The following is a 17,833-nucleotide window of genomic DNA, read 5'->3' on the forward strand; positions in this document are numbered from 1 at the left end:
GTACGGCGTGCGCCATGGATTAATCTTTAGGTATTGGAAGTCTCAACCTCGGATGCTGGCTGATATGTTTGATACACCCAAACCACAACAGAACCATCTTCTGGCGGCCCTTCCTGCACAATCGCGGGAGCGCTTGTTGCCCTACTTCGAACTGATCACCCTGCCGCTCGGCAAGGTGCTCTACGAATCCGGGGATGTGCTGCGGCACGTCTACTTCCCCACCGACGCCATCGTGTCCTTACTGTATGTGATGGAAAACGGCGCATCGGCGGAAATTTCAGTGGTAGGCAATGAAGGCTTGATCGGCATCGCCGTCTTCATGGGCGGTGAAAGCACACCAAGCCGGGCGATCGTACAGAGCGCCGGGCATGCCTTTCGGTTACCCAGCCAGCGACTCAAGGATGAGTTCAATCGCCACGGGGAGATGCTCCTGCTGATGTTGCGCTACACCCAGGCGTTGATCACCCAGATGGCGCAGACCGCCGCGTGCAACCGCCACCACTCGATCGATCAACAATTGTGCCGCTGGTTGCTGCTGTCTCTCGATCGCCTGCAAGACAATCAACTGATCATGACCCAGGAGTTGATCGCCAACATGCTCGGCGTACGCCGTGAAGGCGTGACCGATGCCGCTGGCAAGCTGCAACGCCTGGGCGTCATCGAATACAGCCGTGGCCATATCAAGGTGCTGGACAGGGCCGCACTTGAGCAACTGAGTTGCGAGTGCTACGCCGTCGTCAGAAAAGAAACCGAGCGCCTGCTGCCCTATGTTCCATTAAAACCGGCTTGCTGACCCGCACCTGCGTGTTCTAACGAACAGACCACCCCGACGGCGTCCCTCACACTCCAGATGAGACGGTTCAACACTCGCCCTTCCCGAGTCCACCGTCCTCACTGGAGTCATCATGCTATCCACACTTGAGTTGCGTCACATCATCGAGTCAGCACTCCGTCCCCTGTCCTGCGAGTGCCGAGTCGATCAAAGCGGATCACTGCAGGCTCTGATATTCGAGCCTGTCTCTGGTCGAGTAGAGCTGTTGGTTACAGGAATTCTTACTGCCAGCCTCAATTGCAATCGAGCGATAGGCAAGCTCATAGCTGAAATTCAGGAGGACCTCGAAACGACTCATGGGCAGAGGCCAACGCTCAGGATTGGGTAGAGGCTGAATGAGAAATCCCGGCGCATTGGCGGGCTTTTATTATGGCAGATGGATTGCGTCGCGGCGCCTATGTGCTGAGAGACGCGGCGAACAGCGAGCCCGAACTGATCCTGCTCGCCAGTGGCTCGGAAGTCGCCTTGATCCTGGCGGCGGGCGAGCGCCTGGAACGCGAAGGCATTGCCGTGCGCTGTGTCTCGATGCCCAGTTGGGAGCTGTTCGAGGCCCTGCCGCAGGCCGAGCGCGACGCGGTACTGCCGCCGTCAGTCGGCGCGCGGCTGCTACTGACTCAGCGCTCCATCCAACGCGCCAAACGTGACCTGACGCGAGGAGGCAAGCGGGTACGATTGTAGGCATCGGCGGCCTTGCGGATCGCCTCCGCCTGCGTGGGATAGGCGTGGATCACCAGGGCCAATGTGCGCAAGCCGACGCCCGCCACCATGGCCAGGGTGATTTCGTTGATCATGTCGCCGGCATGGCGAGCGACGATGGTGGCACCGAGAATCTGGTCCGTGCGCTCCCTGACGTGGATTTTCACAAAGCCCTCCTCCTCGCTGTCGGTGACCGCACGATCGACCTGATGCATGGGAATGGTGAAGGTTTTCACCGGAATATCCCGACGGTTGGCCTCACGCACATACAAACCGACGTGAGCAATTTCCGGATCGGTGTAGGTACACCAGGGAATCACCAGCCGGCTCATCCGCTCGCGACCGCGCAGCAGGGCGTTCTGCACGACAATGCGGGCTGAAGCCAGGGCGGTATGGGTGTACTTGTGCTCAAGGCAGACATCCCCGGCAGCGTAGATAAGCGGATTGCTGGTGCGCAGGAAGTCATCGACACGGACTCCCTCAATGGCGTCGTAGTCGACACCGGCGGCTTCCAGGTTCAGGCCCTGGACATTCGGCGAGAGGCCGATGCCGGCGAGGATCGCATCGACGGCAACCGTACTGCGGTAATCGTCGCTGACCAGGTCGACCAGTTTCTGCCCACCCTCTACGCGCACGGCAACGACCTGGGTGTTCAGACGGACCTCAATGCCGTCGCGAGCGAAGGCATCCGAGAGCAGTTGCGCGGCGTCCCGTTCCTCGTTGCCGAGGAACAGCGGCATGTCTTGCACGATGGTAGTTTGTGCGCCAAGCCGGGAGAAGGCCTGGGCCAGTTCACAGCCAAGGGGGCCACCACCAATCACCAGCAGGCGGCGCGGCAACTCGGTCAGATCGAAAACGTTTTCATTGGTCAGGTAACCGGCTTGCGCGAGACCGGGAATCAGCGGGATATTCGGGGCCGCGCCAGTCGCAATCAAGGCTTTGCGAAAGCGCAGGGTCTGCCCATCGACGGTCAGCGAATCAGCCCCCGTGAAGCGCACTTCGCCGAAGAACATATCCACGCCAATTGCGCTCAATCGTGCCGCCGAATCGCCGCCGCTGAGGCGACTGCGGATACGCCGTACGCGCGCCATCGCGGCAGCGAAGTCGAGCTGAATGTCGCTCGGCACTTGCGCGCCATAGTGCTGGGCATCGCGCATTTCGGCATACAACTGCGCCGTCCGGATAATCACCTTCGACGGTACACAACCATTGTTCAGACAATCGCCGCCGATAAACCTGCATTCAATCAGCGCCACCCTGGCGCCGAGCGCTACAGCGGTTTTCGCGGCGCCCAGACCCGCAGGCCCCGCACCGACTATCACCAAGTGGTAGCGCTCGGCAGCGTGCGGATTGACCCAGCGCGGCGGATGCACACTGGCCAGGCGTTGACGCTCATAAGCATCCTGCGGCGTGGTGATCGACCCATCGTAGTCTTGCGCCATCAGCCTGCTCCCGCAGATGGCGGTTGCTGCAACCAGCCGCCGTGGAACCCGGCGCGCTGCAAACCGTCGCAGATGTAGGGGCAGGCGCGCATCAGCTCCCAAATCCGTTGGCTACGATGGTTCTCGATCATCATCAGTACGATGCCCTGATCGAGCCCATAGTGCCCTGCGGACACCCAGGCGCGTCCGTTGGCATCGGCGAGGCTCGGATTGAAGCTGCTGGAAAAGCGCCCTTCGACGCACATTTCCGGGTAGCGTTCCATCATATGCCGCACCGCGTCGAGGACAATTTCCGGCGCAAACGGCAACGACGCCATTACCGAGGGGGCGCACAGTGTGCCGTCATCCGGCCCGTACGGTACGCCACGAGCGGCATAACCGAACAATCGCCGCTGCTCATTGGACAGCTGCGGCTGCTCGTCGCTCGGCCCATCGCAAGCGGACAGGCCCCAGCAGTTTTCAGCGTAGCCGGCGAACTCTCGCGGGTTACGCCGCGCGTACTCACGTTGGATGTAAGCGGCGCGTCGGCTGTTCTGGAAGTAGTCCGAGCACTTCTCACGCATGAAACCATCGTGGATGCCGCGAAAATCTATCCATGCATGGGAGAAATGGTGGACAAACAGCGGCCCGGCATAGAGATAGTCATGGTCGTAGAGGTTTTCCCACTGATAGGTGGAGGTCCATGCCCGGTAGCAGTCGCCCACGATTGCACAGCTTGGCGAGCCGAGCGCCAACACATACAGCAGGATGGCCTCGCTGTAGCCCTCCCAGCCGTAATGCAGGAACCCGCATTCGGGTTTCCAACCCTGCCTTATCGTCTCACCGCTGTCCTGTGCCCAGCGCCAGTCGATGCGCCGATAAAGAAAGTCGGCCAGGCTCCGCAGCTCGTTCTCGTCGGCCGTATCCGCGCAAAAATACAGGCTTGCCGTCAACACGCCGGCGATCAGCAAAGCGGTGTCGATCATCGACAGCTCCGAGCGCCAAACCCGCACACCCGTATGGATATCAAGGAAGTGATAATAAAACCCTTTATATCCTGTCGCCGCAGGGCTGCCACTTTGATCGCTGGCCTGGAAGAAACGCAGCGCGGCGAGACTGAACCGCAGCGCGTCGGCCCGTGTCAGCCAGCCCCGATCTACGGCCAGCGGATACACTGACAGGGCGAATCCGACCACCGCGATACTGACGGGCGAACCGGGACGCGAGGTATCGGCCACCAGTCCGTTAAACGGATTCAATGTCTGCAGGAAATAACCCAAGGCGGCACGCTGCAGGCGATCGAAAAGCGCTTCATCGGCGAGTGTGGACTGTAGTGTCCGCGAGCGGCGCTCAACCCTGCTCATCGGCAGGACCGAAGAGGCTTATGAGCGCCTGCTCTGAAAGAAACTGACCGCCAGTAAAATCAGCGCCACGATCAACAGGACATGAATGAAGCCGCCCAGGCTGTACGACGTTACCAGCCCGAGTAACCACAGGACGATCAGGACGACCACGATTGTTTGTAGCATGACGATTCTCCGATTGTGATCCAGGACTTTCTGAACACCTCCAGATTGAACTCATCGGCAACGTCGTTCTGTGCGCCAGCGTACCCATTAGAGAACAAGCTCAAGACGATGCGCACATCCGTCCAGCGGCACGCGAACGGCCCCTTGCTCGCAGGTCTGCGGTACACCGTCGAGCAGCGCCTGCTCGAGGTCCCGGCAACGTCGTCCCGCCGACTTCAGGCTGATCGTGTAGTCGCTGCCGTCCAGCCTCAGACGGGCTTCAAAACCTGGCCAATGACGCGGGATGCAGGGATCGACAACGAGAAACGCCCCCTCGCGGCGCAACCCCAGAATCCCCTCCACGCCGGCGCGGTACATCCAGCCGGCCGAGCCGGTGTACCAGGTCCAGCCACCCCGGCCGATATGCGGCGCAACGGAATAGACATCCGCGGCGATCACATAAGGTTCGACCTTGTAGCCCTCGACCTGCTCTGGCGTGCGCGCATGGTTGATCGGATTGAGCAGCGCGAACAGCTCGACGGCCTTGTCGCCCTCCCCGAGTCGGGTCAACGCCAGGATCGTCCACATCGCCGCATGGCTGTACTGCCCGCCATTCTCGCGCAGGCCTGGCGGGTAGCCTTTGATATAGCCGGGGTCGAGCGAAGTGTGCGCGAACGGGGGTGCGAACAGTAACGCCAGGTTGTCGTCGCGGCGGATCAGCAGACGCTCCAGCGAGGCCATCGCCAGCCTCGCGCGGGCGGGATCGGCGCCGCCTGAGAGTACCGCCCAGGACTGCGCGATGGAGTCGATCCGACATTCCTCGCACGCCGCCGAGCCTAGCCACGTACCATCGTCGAACGTCGCCCGGCGATACCAGTCGCCATCCCAGGCCTCACGCTCCAACGCTTCGCGCAGCAACTCCGCATGCGCCCGCCACCGCCTGGCACGCTGATCATCGCGGCCATCGGCCAAGGGCGCAAAACTTTCCAGGGTGCTCAACAGCAACCAGCCGAGCCAGACACTCTCGCCCTGCCCGCCCGCGCCGACCCGGTTCATACCGTCGTTCCAGTCGCCGCTGCCGATCAGCGGCAAGCCGTGGGCACCGGTCAGCGTCAGACACTGGTCGAGACCGCGGGCGCAATGTTCGAACAGCGAAGCCGACTCGTCCGCGGGCATCGGCTGGAAGAACGCGTCGCTTTCGCTGGGGTGCAACTGCCGCCCTTCGATGAACGGCACGCTCTCGTCCAGTACCCTGGCATCCCCGGAAGACGTGACATAGGTGGCGCAGGCGAAGGCCAGCCAGACACGATCATCGGAAATCCGCGTACGGACCCCCTGCCCCGACTGCGGTAACCACCAGTGCTGCACATCGCCCTCGACGAACTGCCGGGCGGCAGCACGCAGCAGGTGAGACCGGGTTTGCGCCGGGTGTGCGAATGCCAGTGCCATGCAGTCTTGCAACTGGTCGCGGAAGCCATAGGCACCGCTGGCCTGGTAGAACGCCGAACGAGCCCAGATGCGGCAGGCCAGAGTCTGGTAGAGCAGCCAACCGTTAAGCAGGATATCCAGCGCGCGGTCGGGCGTGCGTACCTGGACTGCACCGAGCACCTCGTCCCAGTGCCGCTTGACCGCTGCAAGTACCTCGTCCAGGTCACGCTCGCGGTAACGCAGAACCATCTCCCGGGCAGCATCGGTCGATTCTGCCTGACCCAGCAAGACCAGCACCTCGACAGACTCGCCGGGGGCCAGCTCGACGACGCACTGCAGCGCCGCGCACGGGTCCAGACCGGCACCGCAGGCCGCGGACAGCGGTGCTCTACCGAGCAGCGCCTGGGGTGCCGCCGGCCCGCCATGGCGACCGAGGAATTCGCGGCGGTCGGCGGTCCAGGCGCTTTGCCGGCCGCCGAGATCAGCGAATGCCACCCGCCCCGGGAAGGCGATACTCCATGGGTTGTGCGCCAGCAGCATGCCGCTGGCGGCGTCGATCTCCGTCTGGATGAACGGCCCGTTGGTCCCGCGCGAGGTGCCGAGCACCCATTCCACATAGGCCGTCACCGACAGTTGGCGTGGCCGCCCGGACAGATTGCGCAGGGTCAGTCGGGAAATTTTCAATGGGTCGTCCAGCGGCACATACTGCAGCAATTGCGTGTGAATGCCGTGTGCCGAATGGTTGAAGCGGCTGTAGCCGAAGCCGTGCGCAGCGCGATAGACGCCGTCGTCGCGGATCGGCTGCGCGGTAGGGCTCCAAAGCTGGTGACTCTCCTCGTCGCGGATATACAGCGCCTCTCCCCCCGGGTCAGCGACCGGGTCATTGGACCAGGGGGTGAGTTGGTTTTCACGGCTGTTTTCGGCCCAAGTGTAGCCACTGCCGTGCTCCGAGACCTGGAAGCCGAACGCCGGGTTAGCGATCACATTGATCCACGGCGCGGGCGTCGTCTGGTCGCGCTCAAGCGTGATCAGGTATTCCCGTGCGTTGCAATCAAAGCCTCCCAGGCCATTGAAAAACTCCAGGCCGTCATCCCCGCCCGATGCTTGCGGCAACGGCCACACTGGCATTGACGGAGGCTGGCGGGCGGCAAGCCAGTTGCGCGGCGCAGGCTTTGGCAGGCGCGCGAGCTGGTCTGCAATGGAACCACGATGGGCGATCAACTCGACTCGCGCCACGGCCTGCAACAACGCCCATGTTTCTACGGTCATGAGGTCGGTGCGCAATGTGTAGACCGCACCGCGCCTGCGCTCCTCGCCAAAGCGCAGGCGAGACTGAGTGCTGCGTACTGCGGTTTCTATCGCCTCCTGCAGGTCCTGCACATAGGACGACGCCCGTTCGTTGAGGATGACCAGGTCGACGTGCAGGCCCTTTATCCGCCAGTATTCACGGGCACGCAGCAACTGACGGACCTGGGCGAGGTCCTCGACCTCGTCGATGCGCAAGAGAACCAACGGCAGATCACCAGAAATCCCCAGCGGCCATAGCCCCGACTGGCACCCCGCCCCTCGTATGATGGCCGGCGCCGAAGCGCGAAAACGTGGGTCAACATAGAGAATCGGCGCGGCCAGGCGCTGGAAGTCCGCCGCCTCCTCGGAGTCGATGCCAAGGTCGCGCAACTGCACCTGGGCCTGGGTCCAGGCCAGGGTCTTGGCGCGCTCGAAGGCATTGCGTTCATGGTGCTTGTCGATCAGATCCAGTAATGCCTCTCGCGAGCTTGCGACCACCGTCCAGAAGGCTACCCGAGCAACTTTACCGGGCCCAACCCGCAGACGTTGACGCAAGGAAAAGATCGGATCGAGGACCGTCCCCTGGCTGTTCGACAGCGCCCGATGCCCGGTGATCGCCAGTGCCTCGCGCACGCTACGGTTGCGGCCAAGAAAACGCGCGCGGTCGGACTCGTACTGCGGATCAGCGATCAGCTCACCTTCCACCACCACGAAGTGCGCCGCCCATACCGGCGTTTCCTCCGGTCCACGCGGGCGGCGAGTGGCGATCAGTGCCGTGAACTCGGCAAGGTATTCAGTCTGCACGAACATTCGCGAGAACACTGGATGCGCGCTGTCAGCGGCCCGAGTCGCCAGGACCACCTCGGCATAGGAGGTCAGTTCGATGTCGCGTGGCCTGCGCCCGTTGTTGACCAGCGAAACTCGCCGCACTTCGCCGTTGTCCTCGCCGGACACCAGCACTTCCAGGCTGGTGACCAGCGAGCCTTGGCGATGAATGAACTCGGCCTGATCCTCGTGGAACAGCACCTCGCCGTTTTCCACGTCGCGGCCACTGGGCTGCAGCGTCGCCGACCAGGCTTCCCCACTCTGGGTGTCACGCAGGAAGATGAAGCTGCCCCAGTCATCGCGGGTGGCATCCTCACGCCAGCGCGTCACGTCGATATCCCCCCAGCGACTGTAACCGCCGCCTGCCGAGGTGAGCATCAGCGCGTAGCGGCCATTGGAGAGCAGATGGGTGATCGGCGCGCCGCCGCCTCCCGCATCGATGCGCCGCAGGGTTTCGCTGCGGCCCTCGGTCGCGGAAACCGTCACCTCTTCGGCTCGTGGATGCGCCAACAGTACGTCCCGTGGCACGCGTTCCTGCAGCAGCAGATCGCAGGCCTGAATCATCGGCTCGCGGTGGAAACGGCAGCGCATCCTGCCATCGTGCAAGGCATTGGCGATGGCAACGATGGTCATGCCCTGATGGTGGGCCATAAAGCAGCGAACGATCGCCACATTCTCGTCATCCGGCAGCCGTGAGCGGGTGAAGTCCAGCGCCTCGTAGAAACCATAGCGGCCCTGCGCGCCCATCCCGGCCAGCCGCTCGTAAKTGCGGCGCGCCGCCTGCGGATCGATCATCGCCGCCAGACCCGTCGCATAAGGCGCGATCACCACGTTCTCGGACAGCCCGCGCTTGAGGCCAAGCCCGGGCACACCGAAATTGGAGTACTGGTAGGTGAATTCCAGGTCGCGGGCGTTGTAGGCGGACTCCGAGATCCCCCAGGGGATGCCCAACGAACGGCCGTAGGCTTCCTGTAACGCCACCACCAGACGAGTGCTCTGTTCCAGCAGGCTGCCGGCCGGCGCGCGCATCACCAGCGACGGCATCAGATATTCAAACATCGAGCCGGACCAGGAGATCAGCGCCGAGCCGCCGGGGACCGGCGTTGCGATGCGTCCGAGGCGGAACCAGTGAGGAGTCGGGACATCCCCCTTGGCAATGGCGAACAGGCTGGCCAGTCGTGCTTCCGAGGCGAGCAGGTCATAGCAGCTCGGATCGAGGCGATTATCGGTCTGGGAGTAGCCGATCGACAGCAGCTTTCGTTCGGGGTCGAGCAGGAAGCTGAAGTCCATAGCTCCGGCCATCGCCCGGGCCATATCGGCGAGCGCTTGCAAGCGCGGCGCCAATGTAGACCGCGCCTCGTCCGGCAACATGCGGTCGCGCAGGTGTTCAGCCACTGCCTTGCGCAGCGCTTCGACCCAGAACAGCAGGTCATCGCCCTCGCCGACCGGAACGACCCTGACGGCCACCTTGGCGGCCTTTTCGGTCAGCCGCTTCAGACTCGGCAACAGTCCGTCGAATGCTTGCAGCCCCGCCAAGTGGACGCGGACTTCCTCCAGATCGTCGCGCAGTTGCCGCAGCGGCTCGCCACCCGCGCCCGACAGCCCGGCGATGGCCTCCTGGACCAGCCACAGGTCGTCCATCAGGCCGCGACAGGCCTCCTGCGCCAACGGGCTTTCCCGCCACTCATCGCAAGCGTTGGCGAGCACGATCAGGTGCCCGGCGAAGTTACCACTATCGACCGACGACACGTAGGCCGGATGCAAGGCTCGCAGGTCTTGGGTCGCATACCAGTTGAAAAAATGCCCGCGGTAGCGCGGCAGCTTCTCCAGGGTTGCCATGGTCGCTTCCAGGCGCTCGAGCGTCTCAATGCTGCCGGCCCAGCCAAAGTCGCGGGCAGCGACTGCCGAGAGCAGATAGAGCCCGATGTTAGTCGGCGAGGTGCGATGTGCGAGTACCGGTTTGGGCTGTTCCTGGAAATTGTCCGGCGGCAGCAGGTTATCCTCCGCTGTAACGAAGGTTTCGAAGAAACGCCAAGTGTGTCGTGCGGTCAAGCGCAGGGCATGCGCGTCCAGCGGCGAAGCCGTGCGCTGGCGGGCGACCTTCGATGGCCGGCTGCTCAGCAGAGCCAGCGCCGGCGCCGCCAACCAGAGCAACGCTAGTGGCCCGACTAACGGCCAGGAGCTGGGCGCGAAGGCCAGCCCGGCGGCGCTCATCAGCAGCGCAAGCGCGGTGCCACCAGCCATCTGCCGGTAACTGCCGCGCAGGTCTGGTAAAGGGCAGCCGGAGGCCTGCGCGGCGGTGGTCCATTCGAGCAGGTGATCGCGGCTGGAGAACATCCGCACCAAGGTGCGCCCGATAGCGTCGCCCATGCGCCATGCATTGTCCGCCAAAAAGGCCAGCGAGAGCACAATCTGCAGAGCCGCGCGACGCAGGTCGGCACCTAACATGCCGAAGTGATTGCGTAGACGGATACCGCGCCGCTGCGGCAGCAGGGAGCAGACGGTCGGCAGCAAGGCCGGAATCATCAGGGTCGCCAGCACGAACAGTGTAGCGAGCAGCGCCAGCGGCAACGGCAGCCACCAGCAGAACACCAGACTGGCCAGGGCGAAGGGCGCGAACAACGAGCGACGCAGGTTGTCGAGCATCTTGCAGCGGCCGATCGGCGGTACCGCCTGGGCCCCTGTCCAGTGGCCGAATACCCAAGGAAGCAATTGCCAGTCGCCACGCGTCCAGCGGTGCAGACGTTTGGCGGTGACATCGAAGCGCGCCGGGGACTCTTCGACCACTTCGACATCCGAGGCCAGGCCGGCGCGGGCGAAGATGCCCTCGAACAGATCATGACTGAGCAGCCGGTTGTCGCCGACCCGCCCACCGAGCGCGGCTTCGAAGGCATCCACATCATAGATACCTTTACCGGTGTAGGAACCTTCGCCGAAGAGATCCTGGTAAACATCCGAAACCGCCGCCGCGTAGGGATCTATGCCGCCGGGACCGGAGAACACCTGCTGGTAAAAGGAGCCCTCGCCGCCCAGCGGCAGAGAGGGCGTGACCCGTGGCTGGAGGATCGCGTAGCCGCTGACAATGCGCTTCAGCGCGGCGTCGAAACGTGGGTGGTTCAATGGGTGAGCCATCTTGCCAATCAGCCGCAGCGCCGCCTCTCGCGGCAGGCGGGTATCGGCGTCAAGGGTGATCACGTAGCGCACCCCGGCCGGCACTTTCGGTGCCTCGCCGGCGATGGACATGAAACTCGTCTCGCCAACCCCACGCAACAGGCGGTTTAGCTCGTGCAGTTTGCCGCGCTTGCGTTCCCAGCCCATCCAGCACTGCTCGCTGGCATTGAACAAGCGCCGCCGACAGAGCAAGAAGAAGCGCTGGCCGCCGGGCCCAGGTCCATAGCGGCGATTCAGCTGCTCGATCGCCTCGGTTGCCACCGTCAGCAAATGCGCATCGCTGTCGAGCTCCTCTTGCTGCGCATCGACGCCATCGGCCAGCAAGGCAAAGGCCAGATCGCCGCCGATGCCCGCCAAATGGTGGACCTCCAGTCGCTCGATCTGCTCCAACAGATCGGCTTCGCTGGTCAACAGCGTCGGCACAGCGATCAGCGTACGCAGCGCCTGCGGCACGCCGGCGGACAACTCCAACCCCGGCAGAGTAATGGCGCCGAAACTCCAGGTGATTATGCGATTGACCAGCGCCGTGGCCACCTCGGTGACCGGCACGCACATCGACAGCAGGAACAACAGGGTCCAGCCAACAGCCACGGACGGTACCGCCAAGGCCCAAGCCATTAGCGCCAGCAGCAGCGTGGTCAGCAAGAAAATGCTGCCAACATAGCCGCCGATGCCCAGGCGAATGTTGAAGCGGCTGATGCGCAGGCGCAGAGGTGCGCGAAAGCCCATGGCCCGCTCCAGCGCCGGGCGTCCCTCGGCGATCAGGTGGTAGCCAGGATCGCTCGCTCGCCCGCCCCACTCCTCGCCCCGCTCGGCGCTCTCAGCCAGGCGGGCGGCCTCCAAGGCCCGGTCGGCGACCTCCAGTTCCGAGAGCGCCGAGCCACGCGCCAGTTGCTCGATGGCGCTGCGGTACAGGTTGCGCGTCGGGAAGTCCATGAGGGAAAACGCACTGCCCGCGCGCAAGCGCGCATCGACCAGGCTGACGCTTTCAAACAGCTTGGCCCAGTCAATATCGGAAATCAGCCGCATGCTGGTGATGATGTTGCGCACCGTGACATTGGAGGCACCCTGGCGTTGCTGGGCATGCTGCACCACCTCCTCGACGCAAACACCCTGTGCTTGCAGACGTTCGTCCAGCCAGCCCAGCGCCGGGGTCGTACGCGGATCCTGGTCGCGCAGGCGTTTGGCGAGTTGAGCGGCGAACAGCTCGGGCAACCGCCCGAGCGGACGCGCGGCGATATCTGCCAGCGCCGAACGGGCGCTGGCAGGTACGAGCAAACGATCGGCCAGTTCGTCGGCGTCCGCGCGGGCCATACGACCGTCGTCGATCTGCTCGGCGAGTCGGCGCAGGTTCTCGATCAGGACAATACGCAGGGTGATCGCCACAGCCCACAACTCACCGATGGTCAGCGGCTGGACCCGCTGGTACGCGTCGATGAAGCACCGCAGCATGTCGAGGTCCAGATGACTGTCGGTATGCGCAACGAAGGCCCAAGCCAGGCCAAAGACCCGCGGGTAGCCAGCGAACGGTCCCTCGGCGAGCTTCGGCAACTGGCGGTAGTAGCCAGGTGGCAGATCATCGCGAATTTCCCGGATCTGTTCCTCGACGATATGGTAGTTGTCCAGCAGCCATTCGGCGGCGGGCACCACGCTGTGGCCGCTCTCAAGCTCCACGGCGCTCGCCCGGTAGGCGGCGAGCAGGACCGAGGCGTTGTCGTCGAGGCGTACATGCAAGGAAAGCACAGTGGGCGGCCTGGGTGTCACCTGCTGGGCGATGGCCAGACTCTCGGCATGTTGCTCAAGTCGCTCGACGCCGAAAAGCGTCTCCCGTACCGGCGCATGGTCACTCCAGGGGGGTAATAGAACGCGCTGCCCAAGTGCCCGGCGGAAGATTGAATGCATAAATAACGTTCCGAGACGCGCATCGGTCTCATTAGCAAGCTATGTAGCGCACCTCTGCCCAGATTGAATGTATTCACAGGCACGAGTCTGTACGCCAACGCACAGAGTCCGCTCAGAAGCTGATGCGCGGTTCAACGTTAATGATTCCAGTAGAAATTACAGCTCAGGCTCCCATCACCAGAATCAACGTTGCGCATACACAGGCATATAACGCGCCTTCGAACAGGGCTTCATGCCAGACAAATCGCAATACCCCCAAACGGCGCAAGGTCCAGTCCAACAGCAGAAAAATCGGCAAGGCCAGCAACAGGGCCTGGGCGATTGGCGGCAAATAGACGCCCCCCACTTCCAGATCAATGGGCAAGGGCTGGCACTCCTTCCTTTTCTACGGGTTGAAAATATTTGCGATGGCGCTCCAGAAACGACACCACGATCAACAACGCCACGCGCATCCGGAACACCGACCATAGCTGTTCGTGAACGTCCAAATGCAAGTCGTCCATTTCATCGCCCAAGACATGCAAGCTTCCGAGCAACTGCTCAAGGTCAATCCCGGGTCGCCCGGCGATCAATCGCCCTGTCTCTCGGACAGCCGCCAGCAAACGGTTCTGTTGTTGCGTACTCAACAACGTATTGCTCTGCCCCTGCTGCCTGAGCTGGTTCAAAGCCACCCCCAGCGCCATGCATCCGAGGCTGACTTCGAACAGCTCGCGGGAATGCTTGTCGCTGATCGCCGGCAACAGTCCCAACATCATGGTCAGGCGATCGACCATGCGGCTTTCAAACGCAAATTGCTGTTCATCGGTGGCCGGCGTCTTCAACAAAGCGTAGACCTGCTCGCAGCTTTCATTGAACAGCCGGCGCATTCGTAAATCGGGCCTGAACGGGAAGATCAAGGCATACACGCTAAGCGCCATCGCGGCCGCGCAGATATACGCACCGGCAAACTCGAACCACTGAACGGCATTGTTTTGGCCGATTCCTGCGTTTTGCGGCCCCAGCAACAGCATGGTCGTCAGTCCAAGACCAATGCCTGTGCCAGTGGTTGGCGGACTGGCCAGCCCCACCGCGACGGCGTACAGCAATGGCGCAAGCAACAAGGCGAGTAACTCGAAGTCACTGATCATCGGCATCAGCATGAACAGATAGAACGCCGACACCACCAAGGCCAGACCCAGCCCCCTGGCAAAGCTTTGACTGGCCAGCAATGGCCGCGGAAAAGTCGCCATCAGCGAACAGAGAATCCCCACCACAATCATCCCGCCACGGGCCCCATCCCAAGCGGTCTCGATCCAGATCAGACCGGCCACCAGCAACGCGGTAAATGCCCGGATTGCATTCATTGCCGCTAATGTGAAATCCAGATGCAACGGGTTTTCCCGACCACGGAACACGCAACTGGCTTCACGTCCGTCCTGGATCGCGTCGCTCAGTTCCAGAATCTGTCCCAGTTGCTCCAACATCCGTGCCTGCTCCCAGCGCAGTGCCCAGGCCAGTGAGCGCAGGGTCGCAGGCATCGTCTCGGTGAGTTGTTCGGCCTTGTAGGCCTGGTCATCGAAGCGCTGTTGCAGCGCCGCGAAATGGTGCCGCGCCTCGCTCGACAATGAGCGCCCTTGCACGGCCAACTCATCGAGAAATGCCAGCTCTTCGGCGCGCAAACGCTGTATCTCTTCCGGCAACGCGCCTTCCCAACGCTCGGTGAGCAGTTGCCGCTGGTGACGCAACGCCGTTAGCCGCGAAGTCAGCAGCACCAGTTGATTGCCGAGCAACTGCACCAGACTATCGGCGCTACGCAACCGTGGCGCATCGAAATACAAATGCCGACGCAGCCCTTCAAGGGCGCTGATCTCACCCAACAGTTGCATTTGCCGCTTGTGGAAATCGGCCTCGCTTTCCTCGGTTCGAATCACCGCTGCCGCGTGAGTCGCGAGCAGTTTGATCACTTGATCGATCTTGGCGAAGTAACCCTTGGCCACCGCCTCCGATCGCGCCGTCAGAAGGCTGACAACGCACACGCAAGCTACCGCCAACAATGTTTCTGTCACGCGAGTGACTGCCAGCAGGAACGTCCCCTCCTGATCGGGTTGCGCCAGCAGTGCCACCACCACCGCCGTGTAACCGCTCAGAACAAACGCCTGGGAACTGGTGTAGCGCAACAAGGTGCCGCCGGCGGTACACAGCGCCAACCACAAGGCCAGGGTGATGATGAAGGGCAGCGGCGCCTGGGGGAAAATGGCCATGATCAACACCGCGACTGCCGCGCCCAACGTGGTGCCGATGATCTGGCCGAAACTTCGGGCCAGGGCCATGCCGCCCAATGGCTGACTGACTATGATTACCGCCATGATCGACCACTTGGGCTGGTCGAGGTCGAACACAAAGGCCAGGTACAGCGTCAGCAGCCCCGCCACGATGGTTCTCAGGGCAAACAGCAGCACCTCGCGTTCGGGGTTGAGAATGGCCTTGAAGTATTGAAGCAGCGGTTGCATGGGAGCGCTCATCGAGTCATCTCCTGCAAGCGTAGTCATTGCTTCCTTGCTTCGACGAGTTTCAATGTCGACAAGACCTGTAGGCCATTTCGCCAATGGATACGCCTGCGCTGATAGAGCCTGTCGATCACTTCGTCAGCCAAAGCGATTGGACAGGATCCCCCCATGCCCCTAGGCTGAAATCGCTGCGAAAGCATCACTCTCTCTATAAAGCCCCTACCCATGATTGTGCGTCCCAAGCCGAATCTGCTCGGCATGCTGTTTTCCCTTAAAGGCTCGATTGCCAAGCGCATTGCCTTGCGCAGTTTGTTGGTGACCCTGCTGGCGTCGGTAATCGTGCTGGTGGAGATCTGGCACCCGGCGTATTTCTCCAAGGTCAACGCCACACCATTCACCCTGCTGGGTCTGTCGTTGTCGATCTTCATGAGTTTTCGCAACAATGCCTGCTACGACCGCTGGTGGGAGGGCCGCAAGCATCTGGGGCAGTTGATCATCGAAGTGCGATCGTTGATTCGTCAAACCCAAGGGCTGATGGCGGCGGCCGAACGTGAACTTATGCTGCGTGAACTCTGCGGGTTCGCCCATGGCCTGATCGCCCGCCTGCGCGTTGAAAACGAGATGAGCGCCATCAAACCGTGGACGCAGGATGCCGTGGACGCAGAACATCCGAACATCACAGACGCGCTCTTGCAGCGGATCGGCGTCCGGTGCTCGGCCCTTGCCGAGCGCGGCCAGATCAGCGAATGGCGTTATACCCAACTGGAAACGCGACTGGTCAGCCTCAGTCAGGTCCAGGCCAGTTGCGAACGCATCAAAAGTACGCCGCTGCCCTTCCCCTACACCCTGTTGCTGCACCGCACCATCTACCTGTTCTGCATCCTGTTGCCGTTCGCCATGGCCGAATCTCTTGGCTGGCTGACACCGGTGATTACCGCCATTGTCAGCTACACCTTTTTCGGCCTCGACGAAATCGGCGACGATCTGGAAGACCCGTTCGGCTTCGATGAGAACGATTTGCCGTGCAATGCGATTTTGCGCACGCTGGAGCGCGAAGTGCTGGCAGCGTTGGGGCAAACCGACTTGCCACCGGCCCTTGAGCCCGATGACTACGTGCTGAACTGAGCCAGGGTTTGACTCACAGCCCGGCCTGACCGAAGCTGGTGACTTTGTAAAAGCCTGTCAGCTCCCGGATTCCTGCATGCCTCAGTCCCGCCGCTATCTGCTCATCAGCCTCTGTGCACTGTTTGCCCTCGCCCTCGCCTGGTTTTTTTTGCGCAGCACGACGCCTGTGGTGCCGGAGACAATTCGACGCGGCTACAGCGAAGCGCTGACCCAGGCACGCACGGGTCAACCGGGGGCGGCGCGGGTTCTTTACCAGCAATTGGGCCGCCCTGACCTGTCCGACAAGCGCCGCGCCTGGCTGCATGCCGAACTGCCCAACTACCCCAGCCCGCAAGCCTTGAAACTGGCGGATGCGGACCTGCAACATCCATCGGCGGAGGTGCGCATCGCGGCGATCAAAAGCATCAGCGGTTTAGTGCCCAACGGACAGCGCAGTCTGTTGCTCGGGCCCTTGCTCGATGACAGAGACCAAAGTGTCCGGTTTGTTGCAGTCAACGCCTTGTTGGGCTTGTCCCCGGATGAGTTGGGGTTGTATTTCGGCCCCCTGGAGCAAGCCATTGACGCTTGGGAGCAGGTCCTCAAGCAGCAGCCGGAAAGCGCCGACACCCAGTACCAACTGGCGCGCCTGCATTTGCATAATGCCGAACTGAAGGACGCGCAGCAGGCATTGGAGCGCACGTTGCAACTGGCGCCCGGCAACTTGCCGGCACTGGTGATGCAGATTGACGTGCTGGATCGACTGGGCCAAAGCGATGCCGCCCAGCAATTGTTGGCGAAGCAGTTAAAGGCCCAGCCCGATTCGGCCTACTTGCAACATGCATTGGGGCTCTGGTTGCTGCATCACGGGCAAAGTGAGTTCGCGTTGCTCGGGCTGTCCAAAGCCGTGGAGCTTGAACCCGACAATAAGGATTACCGCTACGACCTGGCCACCACGTTGCATGGCGAGCAAGAGCTGGAGGCCGCGCAGAAACAGCTGCAGGAAATCGTCCAGCGCCACCCGGCCGATCGCAAGGCGCGCGTGCTGTTGATCAACTATTGGAAGGAAAGCGGGCAGCTGCAGAACGTACAGATCCTGTTGGCGCAGCTCGAGCAGCTCAATCCGGATGATCCGGCGTTGCAGCAAGGGCTTTAATCAAGATCAAAAGATCGTCC

The 17,833-nt window shown here is 62.3% G+C and carries 11 protein-coding genes; 5 read left to right on the plus strand and 6 right to left on the minus strand.

All coding sequences use genetic code 11. The features are described from left to right. Positions 1 to 64: 64 nt before the first annotated feature. From AC1D2Q_RS06285 to AC1D2Q_RS06295, 3 genes are all read left to right on the plus strand, one after another. Positions 65 to 793 carry a Crp/Fnr family transcriptional regulator gene (locus AC1D2Q_RS06285; RefSeq protein WP_477812618.1) on the plus strand — a complete coding sequence of 243 codons (729 nt, stop codon included), beginning with the start codon at positions 65 to 67 and terminating at the stop codon, positions 791 to 793. A gap of 112 nt (positions 794 to 905) precedes the next feature. Beyond that, entirely contained in the window at positions 906 to 1,160 is a 255-nt protein-coding gene (locus tag AC1D2Q_RS06290; protein WP_477812619.1) for a DUF1652 domain-containing protein, read from the plus strand. A 41-nt stretch (positions 1,161 to 1,201) separates the two neighbouring features. Next, positions 1,202 to 1,510, plus strand: coding sequence for a transketolase-like TK C-terminal-containing protein (locus AC1D2Q_RS06295; protein ID WP_477812620.1), 309 nt, complete (start codon positions 1,202 to 1,204; stop codon positions 1,508 to 1,510). Here AC1D2Q_RS06295 and AC1D2Q_RS06300 read toward each other — a convergent pair. The 6 genes from AC1D2Q_RS06300 to AC1D2Q_RS06325 form a co-directional block, all read right to left on the minus strand. After that, the gene (locus AC1D2Q_RS06300) at positions 1,447 to 2,970 is read right to left on the minus strand and encodes a mercuric reductase (protein ID WP_477812621.1); all 1,524 of its coding nucleotides are present in this window, start codon (positions 2,968 to 2,970) and stop codon (positions 1,447 to 1,449) included. The genes AC1D2Q_RS06295 and AC1D2Q_RS06300 overlap by 64 nt on opposite strands. Next, entirely contained in the window at positions 2,970 to 4,313 is a 1,344-nt protein-coding gene (locus AC1D2Q_RS06305) for a glucoamylase family protein (RefSeq protein WP_477812622.1), read from the minus strand. The genes AC1D2Q_RS06300 and AC1D2Q_RS06305 overlap by 1 nt, the downstream gene beginning before the upstream one ends. Positions 4,314 to 4,331: 18 nt before the next feature. Beyond that, positions 4,332 to 4,478, minus strand: a complete 147-nt coding sequence (locus AC1D2Q_RS06310; protein ID WP_105341819.1) for a lmo0937 family membrane protein — start codon at positions 4,476 to 4,478, stop codon at positions 4,332 to 4,334. Positions 4,479 to 4,565: 87 nt separating this feature from the next. After that, a complete protein-coding gene (locus AC1D2Q_RS06315; protein ID WP_477812623.1) occupies positions 4,566 to 13,070 on the minus strand; it encodes a glycoside hydrolase family 94 protein in 8,505 nt (2,834 codons plus the stop codon). A 163-nt stretch (positions 13,071 to 13,233) separates the two neighbouring features. Then, positions 13,234 to 13,434 (minus strand): DUF1656 domain-containing protein, encoded by a 201-nt coding sequence (locus tag AC1D2Q_RS06320; protein ID WP_008026537.1) that lies wholly within the window; start codon positions 13,432 to 13,434, stop codon positions 13,234 to 13,236. Beyond that, a complete protein-coding gene (locus AC1D2Q_RS06325; protein ID WP_477812624.1) occupies positions 13,424 to 15,571 on the minus strand; it encodes an FUSC family protein in 2,148 nt (715 codons plus the stop codon). Before AC1D2Q_RS06325 ends, AC1D2Q_RS06320 begins: the two co-directional genes overlap by 11 nt. Before the next feature lie 210 nt (positions 15,572 to 15,781). On the opposite strand from AC1D2Q_RS06325, the gene AC1D2Q_RS06330 reads away from it, so the two are divergent. Together AC1D2Q_RS06330 and AC1D2Q_RS06335 are read left to right on the plus strand one after the other, a co-directional pair. Next, entirely contained in the window at positions 15,782 to 16,681 is a 900-nt protein-coding gene (locus AC1D2Q_RS06330) for a bestrophin family protein (protein ID WP_477743050.1), read from the plus strand. 76 nt (positions 16,682 to 16,757) lie between these two features. After that, the gene (locus AC1D2Q_RS06335) at positions 16,758 to 17,813 is read left to right on the plus strand and encodes a tetratricopeptide repeat protein (protein WP_477812625.1); all 1,056 of its coding nucleotides are present in this window, start codon (positions 16,758 to 16,760) and stop codon (positions 17,811 to 17,813) included. The last annotated feature ends 20 nt before the right edge of the window (positions 17,814 to 17,833 follow it).

It is taken from the genome of Pseudomonas sp. P1_A1, assembly GCF_056406935.1.

Bases quoted from the DNA above. Each gene is read 5' to 3' on its own strand.
- AC1D2Q_RS06285 (WP_477812618.1), top strand. From the start codon at position 65: ATGTTTGATACACCCAAACCACAACAGAACCATCTTCTGGCGGCCCTT.
- AC1D2Q_RS06290 (WP_477812619.1), top strand. From the start codon at position 906: ATGCTATCCACACTTGAGTTGCGTCACATCATCGAGTCAGCACTCCGT.
- AC1D2Q_RS06295 (WP_477812620.1), top strand. From the start codon at position 1,202: ATGGCAGATGGATTGCGTCGCGGCGCCTATGTGCTGAGAGACGCGGCG.
- AC1D2Q_RS06300 (WP_477812621.1), bottom strand. From the start codon at position 2,970: ATGGCGCAAGACTACGATGGGTCGATCACCACGCCGCAGGATGCTTAT.
- AC1D2Q_RS06305 (WP_477812622.1), bottom strand. From the start codon at position 4,313: ATGAGCAGGGTTGAGCGCCGCTCGCGGACACTACAGTCCACACTCGCC.
- AC1D2Q_RS06310 (WP_105341819.1), bottom strand. From the start codon at position 4,478: ATGCTACAAACAATCGTGGTCGTCCTGATCGTCCTGTGGTTACTCGGG.
- AC1D2Q_RS06325 (WP_477812624.1), bottom strand. From the start codon at position 15,571: ATGAGCGCTCCCATGCAACCGCTGCTTCAATACTTCAAGGCCATTCTC.
- AC1D2Q_RS06330 (WP_477743050.1), top strand. From the start codon at position 15,782: ATGATTGTGCGTCCCAAGCCGAATCTGCTCGGCATGCTGTTTTCCCTT.
- AC1D2Q_RS06335 (WP_477812625.1), top strand. From the start codon at position 16,758: ATGCCTCAGTCCCGCCGCTATCTGCTCATCAGCCTCTGTGCACTGTTT.